General features: G+C 71.8%; 12 protein-coding genes. 3 read left to right on the forward strand and 9 right to left on the reverse strand.

Going from position 1 to position 14,488, the window contains the following annotated elements:
• Positions 1-7: 7 nt before the first annotated feature.
• Positions 8-7,282 carry a type I polyketide synthase gene (locus tag GCL84_RS02010; protein ID WP_197522954.1) on the reverse strand — a complete coding sequence of 2,425 codons (7,275 nt, stop codon included), beginning with the start codon at positions 7,280-7,282 and terminating at the stop codon, positions 8-10.
• On the reverse strand, positions 7,279-8,268 hold the full coding sequence (locus GCL84_RS02015) for an alpha/beta fold hydrolase (RefSeq protein ID WP_156753585.1): 990 nt from the start codon (positions 8,266-8,268) through the stop codon (positions 7,279-7,281). The genes GCL84_RS02010 and GCL84_RS02015 overlap by 4 nt, the downstream gene beginning before the upstream one ends.
• Positions 8,269-8,486: 218 nt before the next feature.
• Between GCL84_RS02015 and GCL84_RS02020 the strand changes: the two genes are divergently transcribed.
• The gene (locus GCL84_RS02020; RefSeq protein ID WP_156753586.1) at positions 8,487-8,747 is read left to right on the forward strand and encodes a hypothetical protein; all 261 of its coding nucleotides are present in this window, start codon (positions 8,487-8,489) and stop codon (positions 8,745-8,747) included.
• 67 nt (positions 8,748-8,814) lie between these two features.
• On the forward strand, positions 8,815-9,147 hold the full coding sequence (locus tag GCL84_RS02025) for a hypothetical protein (RefSeq protein WP_156753587.1): 333 nt from the start codon (positions 8,815-8,817) through the stop codon (positions 9,145-9,147).
• A gap of 132 nt (positions 9,148-9,279) precedes the next feature.
• Here GCL84_RS02025 and GCL84_RS02030 read toward each other — a convergent pair whose 3' ends face one another.
• The 7 genes from GCL84_RS02030 to GCL84_RS02050 all read right to left on the reverse strand — a co-directional run bounded on the left by GCL84_RS02030 (position 9,280) and on the right by GCL84_RS02050 (position 13,827).
• On the reverse strand, positions 9,280-10,122 hold the full coding sequence (locus tag GCL84_RS02030) for an alpha/beta hydrolase (RefSeq protein ID WP_197522955.1): 843 nt from the start codon (positions 10,120-10,122) through the stop codon (positions 9,280-9,282).
• Between the two features lie 316 nt (positions 10,123-10,438).
• A complete protein-coding gene (locus GCL84_RS30915; RefSeq protein WP_407924350.1) occupies positions 10,439-10,600 on the reverse strand; it encodes an IS3 family transposase in 162 nt (53 codons plus the stop codon).
• Positions 10,601-10,708: 108 nt separating this feature from the next.
• Positions 10,709-11,167, reverse strand: coding sequence for a hypothetical protein (locus GCL84_RS29735; RefSeq protein ID WP_235925930.1), 459 nt, complete (start codon positions 11,165-11,167; stop codon positions 10,709-10,711).
• A gap of 2 nt (positions 11,168-11,169) precedes the next feature.
• A complete protein-coding gene (locus GCL84_RS29740; protein ID WP_235925931.1) occupies positions 11,170-11,739 on the reverse strand; it encodes an HAD-IIIC family phosphatase in 570 nt (189 codons plus the stop codon).
• A gap of 41 nt (positions 11,740-11,780) precedes the next feature.
• Complete coding sequence (locus tag GCL84_RS29745) at positions 11,781-12,197, reverse strand: acyl-CoA dehydrogenase family protein (protein ID WP_235925932.1); 417 nt, start codon at positions 12,195-12,197, stop codon at positions 11,781-11,783.
• Positions 12,157-12,786, reverse strand: a complete 630-nt coding sequence (locus GCL84_RS29750) for an acyl-CoA dehydrogenase family protein (RefSeq protein WP_235925933.1) — start codon at positions 12,784-12,786, stop codon at positions 12,157-12,159. Before GCL84_RS29750 ends, GCL84_RS29745 begins: the two co-directional genes overlap by 41 nt.
• A gap of 669 nt (positions 12,787-13,455) precedes the next feature.
• Positions 13,456-13,827 (reverse strand): PLD nuclease N-terminal domain-containing protein, encoded by a 372-nt coding sequence (locus tag GCL84_RS02050; RefSeq protein ID WP_156753590.1) that lies wholly within the window; start codon positions 13,825-13,827, stop codon positions 13,456-13,458.
• A gap of 114 nt (positions 13,828-13,941) precedes the next feature.
• Here GCL84_RS02050 and cas1 point away from each other — a divergent pair.
• The coding region (cas1, locus tag GCL84_RS02055; RefSeq protein ID WP_156753591.1) for a CRISPR-associated endonuclease Cas1 at positions 13,942-14,488 on the forward strand (547 nt) is incomplete at its 3' end.

The raw sequence follows: 14,488 nt of genomic DNA on the forward strand, positions 1-14,488 counted from the left end.
GGCATTCCTACTCGTCGTCGGACTCGTGGTGTCCCAGGCGGATGAGGACCTGCTTGGCGATGACGGGCAGGGTCCCCAAGCCCAGGACCTCCATCGCGGAGATCTCCGATTCGGTGACCTGCCGGATCGCAGCGGCGAACTCCACGGTCAGCAGCGAGTCCACGCCGAGTTGGTCCAGGCGGCGGGAGCGGTCGATGTGGTCCGGGGTGGTCTGCATGACCTTCGCGAGCAGGTCGGTCACTGTGTCCTGCATGATGGCCGCCGCCTCCTCGGCGGTCGCGCCCTCCAGCGTTTCCCGGAGGCGGACGCCGTGCTGGCCCTCGTCCTGCGACCCGGACGACAACAGCGGCGCCGTGCGTGGCGCGTCCAGGCGCGGCAGCACCCGCGCCAGCAGGTCCCCGTCGACCTGGCCGACCGCGACAACGCCTGCTTCGGCGTCGCCGAGCAGGTGGTCCAGCACCGCCAGCGCGTCGTGCGCGGGCAGCCGCCCGAGGCCGAGGCGGCGCATCTCGTCCGCGCGGCCCGCGCGGTGCACGTACCCGGCGTCGTCGATGGCGCCCCACTGGACGGCGAGACCGGGCAGCCCGGCGCGGCGCCGGTCGCGGATGAGTGCTTCGAGTTCCAGGTTGGCCGCGACGTACGCGCTCTGCCTGATGTTCCCGGCCAGTGCCGCGAGCGAGCTGTAGACGACGAAGAAGTCGAGGTGGCGCTGCCTGGTCAGGTCGTCGAGCAGGTGCGCGGCGGTCGTCTTCGGTGTCAGGACGGCTCGGACGCGCTCGTCGGTCAGTTCGGTCAGCGGCGCGTCGTCGAGGACCATGGCTGAGTGCACGACGCCCGCGAGGCGGCGGCCACCCGCATCGATCTGCGCGATGACCTCGCGCATGGCCCGCGGGTCGGCGGCGTCGGCGGCACGGGCGAGCACCGTGACGCCGAGGCCGCGCAGATCCGCGAGCAGGGTGCGCGCCTCGTCCGTGCTGGGGCCGCGCCTGCTGATCAGGGTCAGGTGGCGGGCGCCGTGGGCGGCCAGGTGGCGGGCGGTCACCGCCCCGAAGCCGCCCAGGCCGCCCACGACCAGGTAGGCGGCTTCGGGGTCCAGTGCCGGGTCGGCGGGGCGGGCCACCGGGACGGCCTCGTCGAAGGTGATGACGACCTTGCCGATGTGCCGGGAGTGCTGCAGGCAGTCGAATGCCTGCTCGACCTGGGACGCGGGGAAGGCCCGGAAGGGCAAGGGGCGGTACCGGCCGGTGCGCATCGCCTCGGTGATCGCGGTCAGGTGGGTGGCGGTCAGCGACGACGGGGCGGTGAACAGGGTCGAGACGTCGACGCCGAAGAACGCCAGGTTCGCCGCGAAGGCGCCGAGCGGCAGCGGCCGGTCCGCGAGGATGTCCTGCTTGCCGAGTTCGACGAACCTGCCGTGCGGTTTGACCAGTTCCAGGCCACGCGTCAGGGCTTCGCCCGCCAGCGAGTTCAGCACGACGTCGACGCCGTGGCCCTCGGTGATGTCCTCGACCTGTTCCAGGAAGTCCAGGCTCCGCGAGTCCAGCACGTGGTCGACGCCGAGCAGGTGCAGCAGGTCGCGTTTGGCCGGGGTGCCCGCGGTGCCGATGACGCGGGCGCCGACGTGCTGGGCGTACTGCAGGGTCGCCAGTCCCACGCCGCCCGCCGCGCCGTGGACCAGGAGCGTCTCCCCGGCGGTGAGCCGGGCCAGGTGGCCCAGGCAGTGGTGCACGGTGAGGAACACCGTCGGCATGGTGGCGGCTTCGGCGAAGCCGAGGTCGGCGGGGATGGGCATGACCTGGGTCGCGGGCACGGTCACGTGCGAGGCGAGGCTGCCCGCCGCCAGGACCGCCACCCGGTCGCCGGGGGCCAGGGTGGACACACCCGCGCCCGCGGCGGTGACCACGCCCGCGCACTCCAACCCCAGCGGCCGGTCCGGGTCGGCGGGCGGGACGAGGTCGTTGGCGACCAGCACATCGCGGTAGTTCAGCCCGGCCGCTTCGACGCGCACCGTCACCTCGCCGTCGCCCGGCGCACGCGCGGGCGTCCGCTGCCAGCTCAGCCGGTGGCGCAGGCCGGGGTTGTGCAGGGTGAGGGTGTGCGGCTCGGCTGTGGACCGCGCCCGCGGCGCGGAGCGCGGGAGCACCCGCGTCACGAAGCGGCCCTCGCCGGTCAGCAGGAGCTCGTCCTCGTCGGAGCCCGACGTCAGCTCGCGGGCCAAGCGCTCGGCCAGGACACGGGGGGTGGCCCCCGTGAGCGCGACCCTGCGGACGTTCAGCTCGGGGTGTTCGTTGCCCAGCGTCCTCGCGGCGCCCCAGAGCCCGGCGCCGGATGCGGCGAGCGGCAGATCCATCGAGCCTTCGGTGACGACCCACAGGGTTTGGCCCGCCGCGCAGGCTGTGGTGACCGCGCGCAGCACCGCGAGCTGCCGCACCGTCCGCTCAGTGGGCGACCCGTCGTCCGGACCCGCGATCAGGACGACGCCAAGCGCATCCCGGGACAGCGACGCCGTCCAGCGGACCGGGTCGTCGTGACCGGGCACGACCGGGGCGCCCAGCACCTGGCCCACCTCGGCCGCCACGCCGCCGCCGTCCGCCAGGTCGACGACCAACCACTGGCCCGCCGCACCGGTGTCCGGGACGGCAGCGGGTCCGCGCTGCCGGGGGCGGCGCGCGGTGAGCAGGACCGAGTGGGCGCCCGCGTCGTCGCCGGTGTGCACCGTGCCGGTGAAGCCGCACTCGTGCAGCAACGGCGCCCACTCCGCACGGTCCAGGGGCGGTCGCGAACCGAGCACCTCGACCAGCGGCGGCACCAACGGCGCGTGGAACTCCAGGGCGAGCAGGTGCCCGTGATCGGCCAGCAGGTCGGCCACCGCGCGCAGGGCCGCCGCCGGGTCGCGGCGGGCGCTCAGCGTGTGACCGGCGATGACCAGGTCGTACGAACCAGGGGTGAAGCCCTGTTCGACGGGGTCCGCGTCCAGGTCCAGGGTGGCGTAATCGAGGAAGTCGTGGCAGGCGAAGCGGTTCTGCGCCTGGGGGAAGCCTGCCGTGGTGACGTCGGTGAACGTGTAGCGGGTGAGCCGGGGCGGCATGTGCGCGAGCAGTGCGGCGGTGGTCGCGCCGCTGCCCGCGCCCACTTCCAGCACCCGCAGCGGTCGGTCGGCAGGCCAGTCGGCGATCATCGCGCGCACCAGGTGCCCGGCCCGCCGCCGGTGTGAGCGCAGGAGGGGGAAACTCTCGGAGAACCGCGTGGCCAGTTGGTCCGGCGGGGCGCACAGCAGTTCCCGGGCGTCGCGTTCGCCACGCAGCACCGCGGCCAGGTTGCGGCCGCTGACTCCCCAGATGTGCACGGCCGAGCTCTGGTCCGGCAAGTCCTCGAGCGCCTTCCGGAACAGTTCCCCAGCGCGCGGCTCGACGGCCATCCGCCAGCCCCCGGCGGCCACGGGGGCCAGGACCTCGCGCTCGGCCGCCACACCGACCAGGGTCCGCAGCAGGACGGCGTGCTCCTCGGAGACGCCTGCCGCGAACAGGTCGTCGAGTGCGAACACCTGCCTGCCAGGCAGGAGGTCGGCGATCGCCGCCGCGGCGAAGTGCGCGGTCAGCTCCAAGAGCTGTTCGTGCACCTCGGCGTCACCGTGGTCCGCCACCCGCTCACGCGTCATGGCGGCGAGCACGTCGGTGGGCGGGGGCAGAGGGCTCGCGGTCGTCGGGAGTGCCCCTGGCAGGGGCGCGGCCCGCAGCACCTCGGTCAACTGGGCGGGTTCAGCCGGGCGGACCGCCTCGTGCAGACGTGCCCGGCAGCCCAGGAGCTCCAGGGCGACCTGCCCCTGCTCATCGGTGACCGAGACGTCCCACACCACTTCCGCCGGGTCCTGTCGACGGGCCCGGGCGAGAAGGAATCCATTGCGGGGCATGGGGTGCCAGCAACGGATGGTCTCGACGCGGACCGGCAGGAACAGCCTCTGCCCCCGCACCAGCTCGGGCCACAGCAGGTAGAGCAGTTGCATCGCCGCGTCCAGCACGGCGGGATGAGCCAGATGGGCGTCGCCGTACTCGATCTGGGCGCGGTAGGCGGCCAGCACCTCGCCGGGGGTGGCCCGCAGCGAGGTCAGGGCCTGGAAGGCGGGGCCGTATTCCAGGCCGGTGCCCGCGACCGCCGAGTAGAACTGCTCGGCTTCGCGCGGGCACGGCTGCCGGACGTCCAGCGCGGGAAGGGCGTCCCGCAGCAGGCGCCGGACCCGGCCACGGGCGTGCTCGACCCAGTCGCCGCCATCCCCGTTCTGACTGGCGACAGTGATCGCACCGTCAGGCGACAGCGTGGTGCTCACGCGAACACGCGCCTCCGTGCCGCCGGGGAGGACGAGAGCGCGATCGATGTGCAGCCCGGTGACCTCGACGGGCCCGCCGAGAACCTGGTGCCCGGCCGACAGCGCCATGTCCGCGAAGGCCGCGGCGGGCAGCACGGCGTCCTGGCCGATGCGGTGATCGGCGGGCCAGCCCAGTCGACCGATGTCGAACTCCTGGCTCCACGAGGGGGTGGGCGCGACCTGCCGCCCACCCAGCAACTGGTGGCCGGTGGCGTGCTCGTTCGCCGCCTCGGACCACCACTCCGGGCCGCCGATCCAGTGGCGTTCGCGCTGCCACGGGTAACTCGGCAGCGCGGCGACCCGGCCCGGCCTGGGGAACATCGCGTGGTCGTCGAGCTGGGCGCCCGCGGCCAGCAGGTGCGCGTAGGCGGTGTCCAGGACCTCCGCGCCGCTGTTCTCCCGCCGCATGGTCGCCACGATCGCCACGGGGTCCTGGGACTGCGCGCAGCTACGGCGCAGGTAGGCGGCCAGCACCGGGTGCGGGCCGATCTCCACGAGCACGTCGCACTCCTGCGCGTGGCGCAGCGTGTCGACGGCGTCGGCGAAGCGGACCGGCTCACGGATGTTGCGCCACCAGTACTCGGCGTCCAGCACCGTGCCGTCGACCACCTCTCCGGTGACCGTGGACACCATGGGGATCAGGCCCGAGGCGGGCGCCAGGTCACGCAACGAGGAGGCGAGGGGCGCGCGCAAGGAGTCCATCGCCGGGCTGTGGAAGGCGTAGTCCAGGTCCAGGTCGCGGAAGAACAGACCACGATCCTCGATCACCTCGCCGAAGGCAGCCAGCGCGGGCGCCTCCCCGGCCAGCGTCACATCCCGCGCGGCGTTGACCCCCGCGAGCCAGATCCGGTCGCGGTACCCGTGCTCGACGATCCACCGCTGGGCTTGTTCCGGGCTCAGCCCCACCGCCGCCATGCGCCCCACGCCCGCGGTGGGCGCCTGCGCCCGGCTGCGTTCGGTGATCACCTGGCAGGCCGCCTCGAGGTCCAACGCGCCCGCGCAGTAGGCGGCGGCCACCTCGCCGACGCTGTGGCCCGCGACGGCGGACGGCCGCACACCTCGGGTCGCCAGAGCCGCCACCAGCCCCGCCTGCACCGCGAACAACAGCGGCTGGGCCACCTCCGTCCGCGCCCACCGAGCCGGATCGGCGGCCTCGGCCAGTTCCCCGTGCACCGACCAGCCGAGCAGTCCGGACAACACCCGGTCCACCGCGCGGACCTCGGCGGCGAACGCCGGGTCGGTGGCCAGCAGCTCGGCGCCCATGCCGACCCATTGCGAGGCGTTGCCGCTGAACAGGAAAGCGACTCGGCCCCGCCGCACGGCCGTCGCCGAGGCGGCACGCGGGAGCGGCTGCCCCTGGGCCAGCGAGCGCAGCCCCTCAGCGGCCTCCTTGAGGCCGTCGGCGAGCACCGCGAAGCGGCGCTCGTGCCGGGTGCGGCGGCGGCACGAGGTGTAGGCGAGGTCGTAGAACTCCTCCTTGTCAGCGTTCTCCAGCCGCGCGGCCCACAGCTCCGCCGTCTCGTCGAGCGCCTGCCGGGTACGAGCGGTGACCAGGACCGGAAGCTGCTCGAACCCGCCGCCCGCCGCCCGCGCCGCCGTCCCGGCCGGGGGTGGCGGGGCCAGCACGACGTGGACGTTGGCTCCACCGAAGCCGAAGGAGCTGACCCCGACGACACGACGGCCCTCCCCGGTCAGCGGGAGCGACGCGGTGACCGGGGCCAGACCCAGACCGGTGAAGTCGATCTCCTGGCTGAGCGGCTCGGCGTGCAGGCTCGCCGGGATCCGCTCCTCCCGCAGCACGCCGATCGCCTTGCACAGCCCCGCCACGCCGGAAGCGGGCTCGAGGTGGCCCAGGTTGGACTTGACCGACCCGATCGGCAACGGCACCCCGCCGCGCCGCTGGCCCAGAACCTGCCCCAGGGCCCGGCACTCGGCGGAGTCCCCCACCCGGGTGCCGGTGCCGTGCGCCTCGACGTAGGCCACCTCCTCGGGGGCCACGCCCGCCCGCGCGTACACCCGCTCGAGCAGCGCGGCCTGCGTGCGGGCGTTGGGCAGCGCCAAGCCCACGGTGCGGCCGTCGGCGTTGGCCTCACTGGCCAAGATCACGCCCAGCACCCGGTCCCCGTCACGCACCGCCGCCCCCAACGGCTTGAGCACCACCACCGCCGCCCCCTCCGCCCGCACGTACCCGTCCGCGCCCGCGGAGAAGGGGCGGCACCGGCCGGTGGGCGACAGCATCGATGCTTGGGAGAAGCCCAGGTAGGGGTACGGGGAGAGCAGGACGTTCACACCGCCCGCCAACGCCACCGAGCTGCGACCGGACCGCAGCAGCTCGCAGGCGTGGTGCACCGCCAGCAACGACGACGAGCAGGCGGTGTCCACCGTGTAGGAGGGCCCCTGCAGGTCGAAGAAGTAGGAGACGCGGTTCGCGAGGTTGCACATCGCGGTGCCGCTCATCGAGTACGGCGTCGGCCGCACCCGGCGCACCTGGAGGGCCTCGTAGTCGTGCAGGGACGCGCCCGCGACGACCGCCGCGTCGCCGCCCCGCAGGCCGGCGGGGTCGATGCCCGCGTCGTCGAACGCCTCCACCGCGCACTCGAGCAACAACCTCTGCTGCGGGTCGACCTGGGCGGCCTCCTTCGGCGAGATCTCGAAGAAGGCGGGGTCGAACGACCGCAGGTCGTCGAGCACCGCACCGGCGGCCGTGCACGCTTTCCGCGCCTGCCGCTTCCCCTCGGCCACCCACTGATCGGTGTCGAAGCGGTCCGCCGGGATCTCGCCGACCAGGTCCCGCTCACCGATGAGCGCCGACCACAGATCGTCGAGCGAAGATATCCCCCGGGGGAAGCGGCACCCCACGCCGACAACGGCGACAGCGTCGTCGGGGTGGGGTGCCGACGTCGCGGTGTCGTCGCTCAACTCGGGTCCTTCACGGCAGTCGTGGTCAAGGGCTGGGTCGTCGTCCGCGGGAGGCCCCGGGTCGACGGGGCGCAGGCGGCGCGCGATCGTGAGAAGCGTTCCAAAGACGTGAGGTACGGCCGGTCGTCGAGCGGTTGGTCGGTGACGAAGTGGAGGATGAGGTCGGCGACCTCGTCGACCCGTTCCAGGTGCGCCATGTGGTCGGCCCGCTGGATGGTCGCGAAGGTCGCCTGGTCGAAGGTGGCGGCGAACTCGCGACACGCCGCGGGGGGCGTCAGCACGTCGTGCTCACCGGTGAAGACCAGGACCGGGCCGTCGTACCGGCCGTCGGGGTCGGTGGGGAGCGCCTCGAGCGCACGCCAGCGCCGGATGAGACGGGTGGTCTCCGCGCGCGTCATGCTGCCGAACATCGCGGTCAGCCGATCGCGGACCGCGTCTCGTCCGATCACCGGGCTGCCGGGGGTGGAGTCCACCATCAGCCGCAGGATCGCCGACACGTCGTCCTGGGTGAGGTCGTCCTCCCCGCCCGTCGACCATGCCTCGGGCACAGATCCCTGGTGGAGCCGGTGCAGGTCCCGCGCGGACGCGACCGCGGCGACCAGCACCAGCCGCCGCACCCGCTGGGGATGACGTCGGGCGAACTGGTAGGCGAGGGGCCCGGTGGCGGACCCGCCGACAAGGTTGACCCGCGGCAGTGGCACCTCGTTCACCACCTCGAGCAGCGCGCGGAGGAAGAAGTCGGGCGCCGCGTCGGGGGGGACCTCGTCCGCGTCCCCCGAGCCGGGCAGGCTCAGCAGCACGACGGTGGCCGCATCGCCGATCGACCCGCCGAGACCGCGGGAGTACGTCCGCGCGAACACGTCGTGGATGTACAGCACGGGCACCGTCTGGGGATTCTCGTCGTTCCACAGGATCCGGCAGGAGAATCGGGCACCGTCGACGACGAAGGTGCGCACCTCGTCACCAGGTGCGGCCGGGACGTCCATCGCGGATTCTCCTCACAAATTCTCGGAACGACGGAGCGACACGACCCGTCGACGTCCACTACTACCCACACGGACCACCGATGACCCATGATCTGCCCACAGTCCACCGGATCGGGTGAGGAGCACCGCGCGTAGCGATCGTCGCGAGCAGTCCGGCACGTGCCGGTGTCCGGCCGCCGGAACACTCCGAACATCGCCATATTCAGAAGAGACACGCCATGTCGACATCGATCAGCAGGCTGCGCACGCCGATCACCACAGCCGTGGCCGGGCTGATCGTGATGGCGACGGCCGCGGCCACCCAGCGCTCGGACACCCTCGATGGGAAATGGCACGCCCAGGTCACCGTCGAGGTGAACGGCGTCTCCACGAACGCCACATTCAGAGGTCAGGCGACAGTCGAGTACTCGCAGACGAACACCACCGACTACAACGTGCCGCTCACCCGCTTCACAGGACATGGGCACTCGGGCAGTTGACGATCGGTCTGCGCGCAGAGGAGACCCCCGAAACCACGACTGTCCAGACGCTGGAGATCCCGCCGAAGTGGGATCATCCCCTGAAGATCGCCTGCACCCGGACCTGGACCTCCCGAAGTACCTCAACTTCGAGCAGCCGGAGATCGTGCGGCTCTTCGCCGTCCTCAGCGTCGAAGCCCTCCAGGTGGACCACCCGGCGCACGAGTACTTCGGACAGCGCCTCGACCGCGTGCGCGACGCGTTCAGGCGCGGCCTCGAACAGTGGCACCCCGAACCGGAGCGCACCGCGGCCCAACTCATCGCCTACCTCGACGGCCTCCAGATCCTCTGGCTCCGCGACCCCTCCACACCCGCCCTCGCCCTCTGGTCCGACTGCGCCGACCGCCTCCTCGCCACCTGATCGCGGCTCTACCCCGACTGCTCGCCGATGAAGGAGAGGGGGTCGTCGAACGCGTCTGCGCCGCCTTCGTCCGCAGGTCGAAGATGTAGTCGTGGGGCAGGTCCTGCCCGCTCCCGGTCCAGTACCGACTCGTCACGGCGACACCCCGGCCCGCAGCACGGCGTCGAGCTCGTAGGTCTGCGGCTCGAGCGGGTCGGCGTCGCCCGCCGTCATGTACGTGGGCGGGTAGTCGGCCGTGGCGGTCCTGACCGTGGAGACCTCGTCCAGCCGCGGGTGGCTCTCGAAGTCCTTCCGCCCCGGGTAGCTCCACGCGTACGTCCGGAAAGCGGGGAAACCCGCCTTCAGGACCGTGTCGAAGTCGTACGGCCCCGAGTACGGGATCACGCTCCGTAGGTCGTCGACGGGCAGTCCGATGTGGACTCCCATGCGCTCCGCGAGCGCTGGATTCGTGATCAAGATGGCGGCGTAGGGCCTGGGGTGATCTCGTTGACGATGAGCGGCGTGGCGACCAGGGCGACGACCACCCCGAGCGCAGGTGTGGCGACAGGCCACCCTGCGCTGGTTCGCCGACCACGGGGCCTGGGTGCCGACAGCGCCGGGGGCGAAATTGAACGCGTGCTGGCCGTAGGGGACCTTGATCAGGCGATTGGGGATCGCGGCGCGCCGCAGCAGGTCGGCGCTGATGACGAGGTAGCCGTGCTCAGCGAACCATCGGGCATGCCCGGATGGGGGGCCTTCCAGGCGGGAGCCCGACACCCAGCCGCCGCCGTGCACCATGACGATCACCGGCGCTTGTGCCGTGGCAGCGGCGGGACGCCACACCGACAGCGGCACCGGTTGCCCCTCGAAGGTCAGGTAGTCGACGTTCTCATCGGGCGAGGCGTCGCCGGTGGCCAGGGTGAACAGAGCCCCCGCATCGAGGGAGACATCCTCGCGAGCGGCCATGGCCAACTGCTGGCCACCGACCACCGCCACGCCCACAGCGCCCCCGCCGTCAACACCACCGAGACCAGCAGGGAGTACACCCACACCGACGACAGGACGGCGCTGACCACATCGACGGGCGTGGCAGGAACGTGTCGGCGACCGCGAGGAACACCACACCCGCCAGAACGGCCAGCACCCGCTTGGACCACGTGGCTCCGGCATCCCGGCGCACGCGATCCGCCTCCTTGGCGGGGTCCGCCGAGTTGCCGCCACCTGCCGACAGGGTCACCGTGGACTCCTCACCAACCGCTCTGCGATGCGACCATCCCCAGCACGGAAACCGGCCAAGCCGCACCATCCCAGCTCACCGACTGACACATGTACTTGATGCCTGTTCGCGCATGATCTGGCGGACCGGTTCTGGGCCGCACACCACGCCGTGGGCGGCCAGGCCGGCGTGGAGGCGCCGGTACCCGCAAGTGACGTCGGAGTCGGCGAACACCTCCGCGATCCGGGCGGAGAGCATGTCCCCGCGCGTGGTGGCCGATACCGGGCGTCCGCGCCATTCGTGGAACCCGGACTCCAGCCGGTCCGCTGTCCGGAAGACCCGAGGCACCTCACCCCACCCCGGCTGTCAGAGGCGGCCAACGCGCAGGCAAGGGATGATCACGGCACGACGACGGCCCGCAGGTGCGCGGGGTCGTCGGGGATCTGGTCCAGATCGGCGCCGAAGGTCACCGTCCCTGCCGACTTCCTTGAAGCCGTTGAACTTGAACGAGACCAGCATCATCCGGTTGCGGCTGGTGGGTACGAAGTCCGCGTGCAGCGGCGCGCCCGCGTCCCGTGCCCGCCGCTTGAGGTGGTTGATCAGGACCGTCCCCACCCCGCGCGACATGACCCTGCACGACATGAGCAGCACCTTGACGCGCCACTGCTCGCCGGTCTCCACCAAGGCGAGGCCGATGTTGCCGTAGGGCCCGTACCGGTCGGTGAGCCGGGCGACGAGCAGCAGGTGGTCGGGTGAGGTGCGGTAGGCGTCCAGTTCGTCGTAGGAATAGGTGCGCCCGGTCGTGTTGAGCTGGTTGGTGCGCACGGTCAGGCGATCTCGACGCGCATGTCCAGTGCGGCGAGGAAGTCCTCCTGCGGCCCGGCGAAGGACTCCTCCGCGATGGTGCGCTCCTGGTCCGAGCGGTACATCTCCCGCCGCCGATGGGAGTCCTCGGTGACGAACCGTGGCACGAACTCGGTGCGCACCAACAAGTCCGTGACCTCGCTCGCGTCCACACACAGCACGCCGGGGTGCTCGTGGGCGACCTCGTCGCGCTCGAAGGGCTGGTCGTTGACGAAAGCCAGGGCGTCGACGCCGATGTTGAGGGCGCGGGCGATCTCGGTGACCGACGCGGACCTCACGCCCCGCCCGACCTGCGGGTAGAGGAGGTACTCGGCGATCCCGAGCTCGGCCAGCCTGGCCATCGCGGCCTCGGGATCGTTGCGGCTGGCCACCGAGTGCAGGATGCCCCGCTCGTCGAGGGCGGCGAGGGTCTGGCGCACCCCGGGGCGCAGCGCCGCGCCGCCGTTCTCGAGCAGGACCCCCTCCCACACGGTGTCGTCCAGATCCCACACGACGCACTTGATCGTCCTGGTCGCGGTGGGGTCACCGGTCATGGCACTGCCTTTCGATCTTCCAGTAAGAGCCCATAGCGGTTTCAGTCGAGCGGGGAGTGTTGGTACGCGGCCTGGGCGAGGTAGGTTTGCTGCAGCTGGATGCTGCCCTCGATGATCTCCATGACCTTCGCGTCGCGCAGCAGCCTGCCTGCGGGGTGCCCGGGCGCGCAGCCGCGCGCGCCGAGGATCTGCACGGCGTCGGCCGTGGCGGAGAACGCCTTGCAGGACGCGAAGTACTTGGCTGCCCAGGTCGCGTTGACGGTGCCGGGATCGCCCTTGTCCTTGAGCAGCCCCGCCCGCAGGCACAGCAGCCGCGCCGCGGACAGGCTCGTGTCGATGTCGGCGATCATCCGCTGCACCAACTGGTGGTCGGCCAGCGGCGCCACGAACCGGACCCGATCCTGGCGTGGTCGAGGCTCAGTCGCAACGCAGCGGCGAGAATGCCCACACAGCCCCACGCCACGCTGTAGCGGCCGATGTCCAGTGCGCTCGTCGCCACTGCGGACATGCCGCGATCAGCGCCGAATCGGGCACCCGGCAGGCGGTCAACCGCAGCTCGGCGAGCATCGACGCCCGGGTGCCCAGCACCCCGTTGATCGGGACGACCTCGAGGCCGGGGGCGTCGCGCTCGACGAGGAACGCCGCGGCTTCGCCCTCGCTGCGGGCAAAGACGAGGAACACGTCCGCCCGCTGCCCATAGGTGATCCACTTCTTCTCGCCGGTGAGCAGGTAGCCGCCCTCGACCCGCTCGGCCCTGGTGTCCAGGTTGCCCGCGTCGCTGCCCGATCCCTCCTCGGTCAGCGCGAACGCCCCGACCCGCTTCCCCGACGCCAATGCGGGCAGCCACCGCTCGCGCACGGCGACACTGCCCCAACGGGTGACCGCGTGGGCCACCATGCTGTGCACGGTCAGCATGCTGCGCACCGACGAACAGGCCGCCCCGAGCGCCTCGTTGAGCAGCCCGAAGCTCACCGCATCGTAGCCCTGCCCGCCGTGGGCGTCGGGCACGAGGGCACCGAAGAAACCCTCTGCGGCGAACGAGTCCACGAAGTCGCGTGGGATCGCTTCGGCCGCGTCCCACTACTCGGCATGCGGCTCGACCCGCTTCTCGACGAACAGCCGGAACGCCGCGCGCCGCTGCCGCTGGGCATCGGAGAGCTCCACCGCTACCTCCGCCCGGTCGGGGCGCTCATGCGCCCGTGGGCACGCCGGTCCTGCGGGCGACGAACTCCGCGATGGCGTCGATGCTGCGGAAGTTGGCGAGGTCCAGGTCGTCGTCCTCGACCGGCGCGCCGAGGTCCTGCTCGACAAGAGCACGAGCTGCATGACGAAAAGGGAGTTGACGTAGCCGCCGGTGAACATGTCCTCGTCGCCGCGGCGCGCGACACGACCGCCAGCGCCCACCTAATCCACCAGATCAGCGACAACCACCCCCGACCAGGCGACCACCCCGTGCCGACGCGTCGCCCCAGGACCATCCCCGCACCCGAGGGACGCCGACCCCCGCACATCGACCGCCATCACGCACTCGCAGGCCACCGCCGACTGAAACCAACCTGATGGCCAAGTACATCTAGGCGCTGTCCGGAAACTTCGAGACACTCCACGCGGTCAGCGTGGCCCCGGGTTTGTGTCCGGGAGAGTTCAGCGGCAGTCGTGTACTCGGACGGCGCGGCATGGCCGGAACAAGGACGTGAAGCGGTTCACCGGGGGCCGCTACCGCACCTCGCCGTCCCTGCCCTCCGCCTCTCGGGCCTTGAGCCGCTGCTCCTCGGCGCGCTCGCGGCAGCGGCGCAGGAACTCCGCGTCGGACTCGGCGTCACCGGCGGCGAAGCGGCCGGGTCGGTCGTACTCCGGGAAGTGCGGCATCGTCCGCTCGTAGGCGCGCGGGCGGACGGGCCCGCGGTGGGGCTTGCCCGCCACCAACCAGACGATCGAGCCCGCGAGCGGGAAGAACAGGACAATCAGGATCCAGGCCATCTTGGGCAGGTGCCGGGTGTCGCCGTCGTCGGTGGTAATCACGTCGACAAGACAGAACAGCCACAGGCCCAGGGTGAGAAGGCCGAAGAGACCGCCGAAGTAGAGCATCGCTGAAAACCCCCATGGTTCGTGAGCGCAGAATAGCGCAACGCCGCGGACACCGGAACGTGCAGCATCGGCCGCGTTGTGAACCCGGACACCCACCGGCCACACCCGGCGCCCGTGTACGACTACCTGCTCGGCGACGGCGACACCATCCGCGTCGTGCACCCCGGCCGCCCCACCTGCTGCCCCTGGCCCGCCTCGACCACGTCGTCGCCTGGAACGGCGTCACCCTCACCAACGAACCCCCACCTCCGCCTCGCCCAGTACCGCGCCAACAACAACCCGGAACATCGACTCCGCCTCTCCCGGGCGTTCGTCGCGGGCAAACTCCACAACTACCGACAACGACTCCTGCGCGCCGCCCGCGACAACACCAGAACACGCCAAACCCGCCTGCGCGACACCACCGAACACCACGCCACCGCCCTCACCCGACTCGAACACACCCGCGGCCTCGACGAATTCCTCGGCATCGAAGGAAACGCCACCCGCGAGTACTTCCAAGCCCTCGACCACCTCGCCCCCGGCACCGCACCCGGCCGCTCCCGACGACCACCCACCGACCCAGTCAACTGCCTGCTGTCCTTCGGATACGGCATGCTCCGCGTCGCCGTCCACGGCGCCCTCGAACACGTCGGCCTCGACCCCTACCTCGACTACCTCC

The organism is Actinokineospora pegani (assembly GCF_009745975.1).
In the GTDB taxonomy this organism is placed as follows: Bacteria; Actinomycetota; Actinomycetes; order Mycobacteriales; family Pseudonocardiaceae; genus Actinokineospora; species Actinokineospora pegani.

Bases quoted from the DNA above. Each gene is read 5' to 3' on its own strand.
- GCL84_RS02015 (WP_156753585.1), bottom strand. From the start codon at position 8,268: ATGGACGTCCCGGCCGCACCTGGTGACGAGGTGCGCACCTTCGTCGTC.
- GCL84_RS02020 (WP_156753586.1), top strand. From the start codon at position 8,487: ATGTCGACATCGATCAGCAGGCTGCGCACGCCGATCACCACAGCCGTG.
- GCL84_RS30915 (WP_407924350.1), bottom strand. From the start codon at position 10,600: ATGCTCTCCGCCCGGATCGCGGAGGTGTTCGCCGACTCCGACGTCACT.
- GCL84_RS29740 (WP_235925931.1), bottom strand. From the start codon at position 11,739: ATGACCGGTGACCCCACCGCGACCAGGACGATCAAGTGCGTCGTGTGG.
- GCL84_RS02050 (WP_156753590.1), bottom strand. From the start codon at position 13,827: ATGCTCTACTTCGGCGGTCTCTTCGGCCTTCTCACCCTGGGCCTGTGG.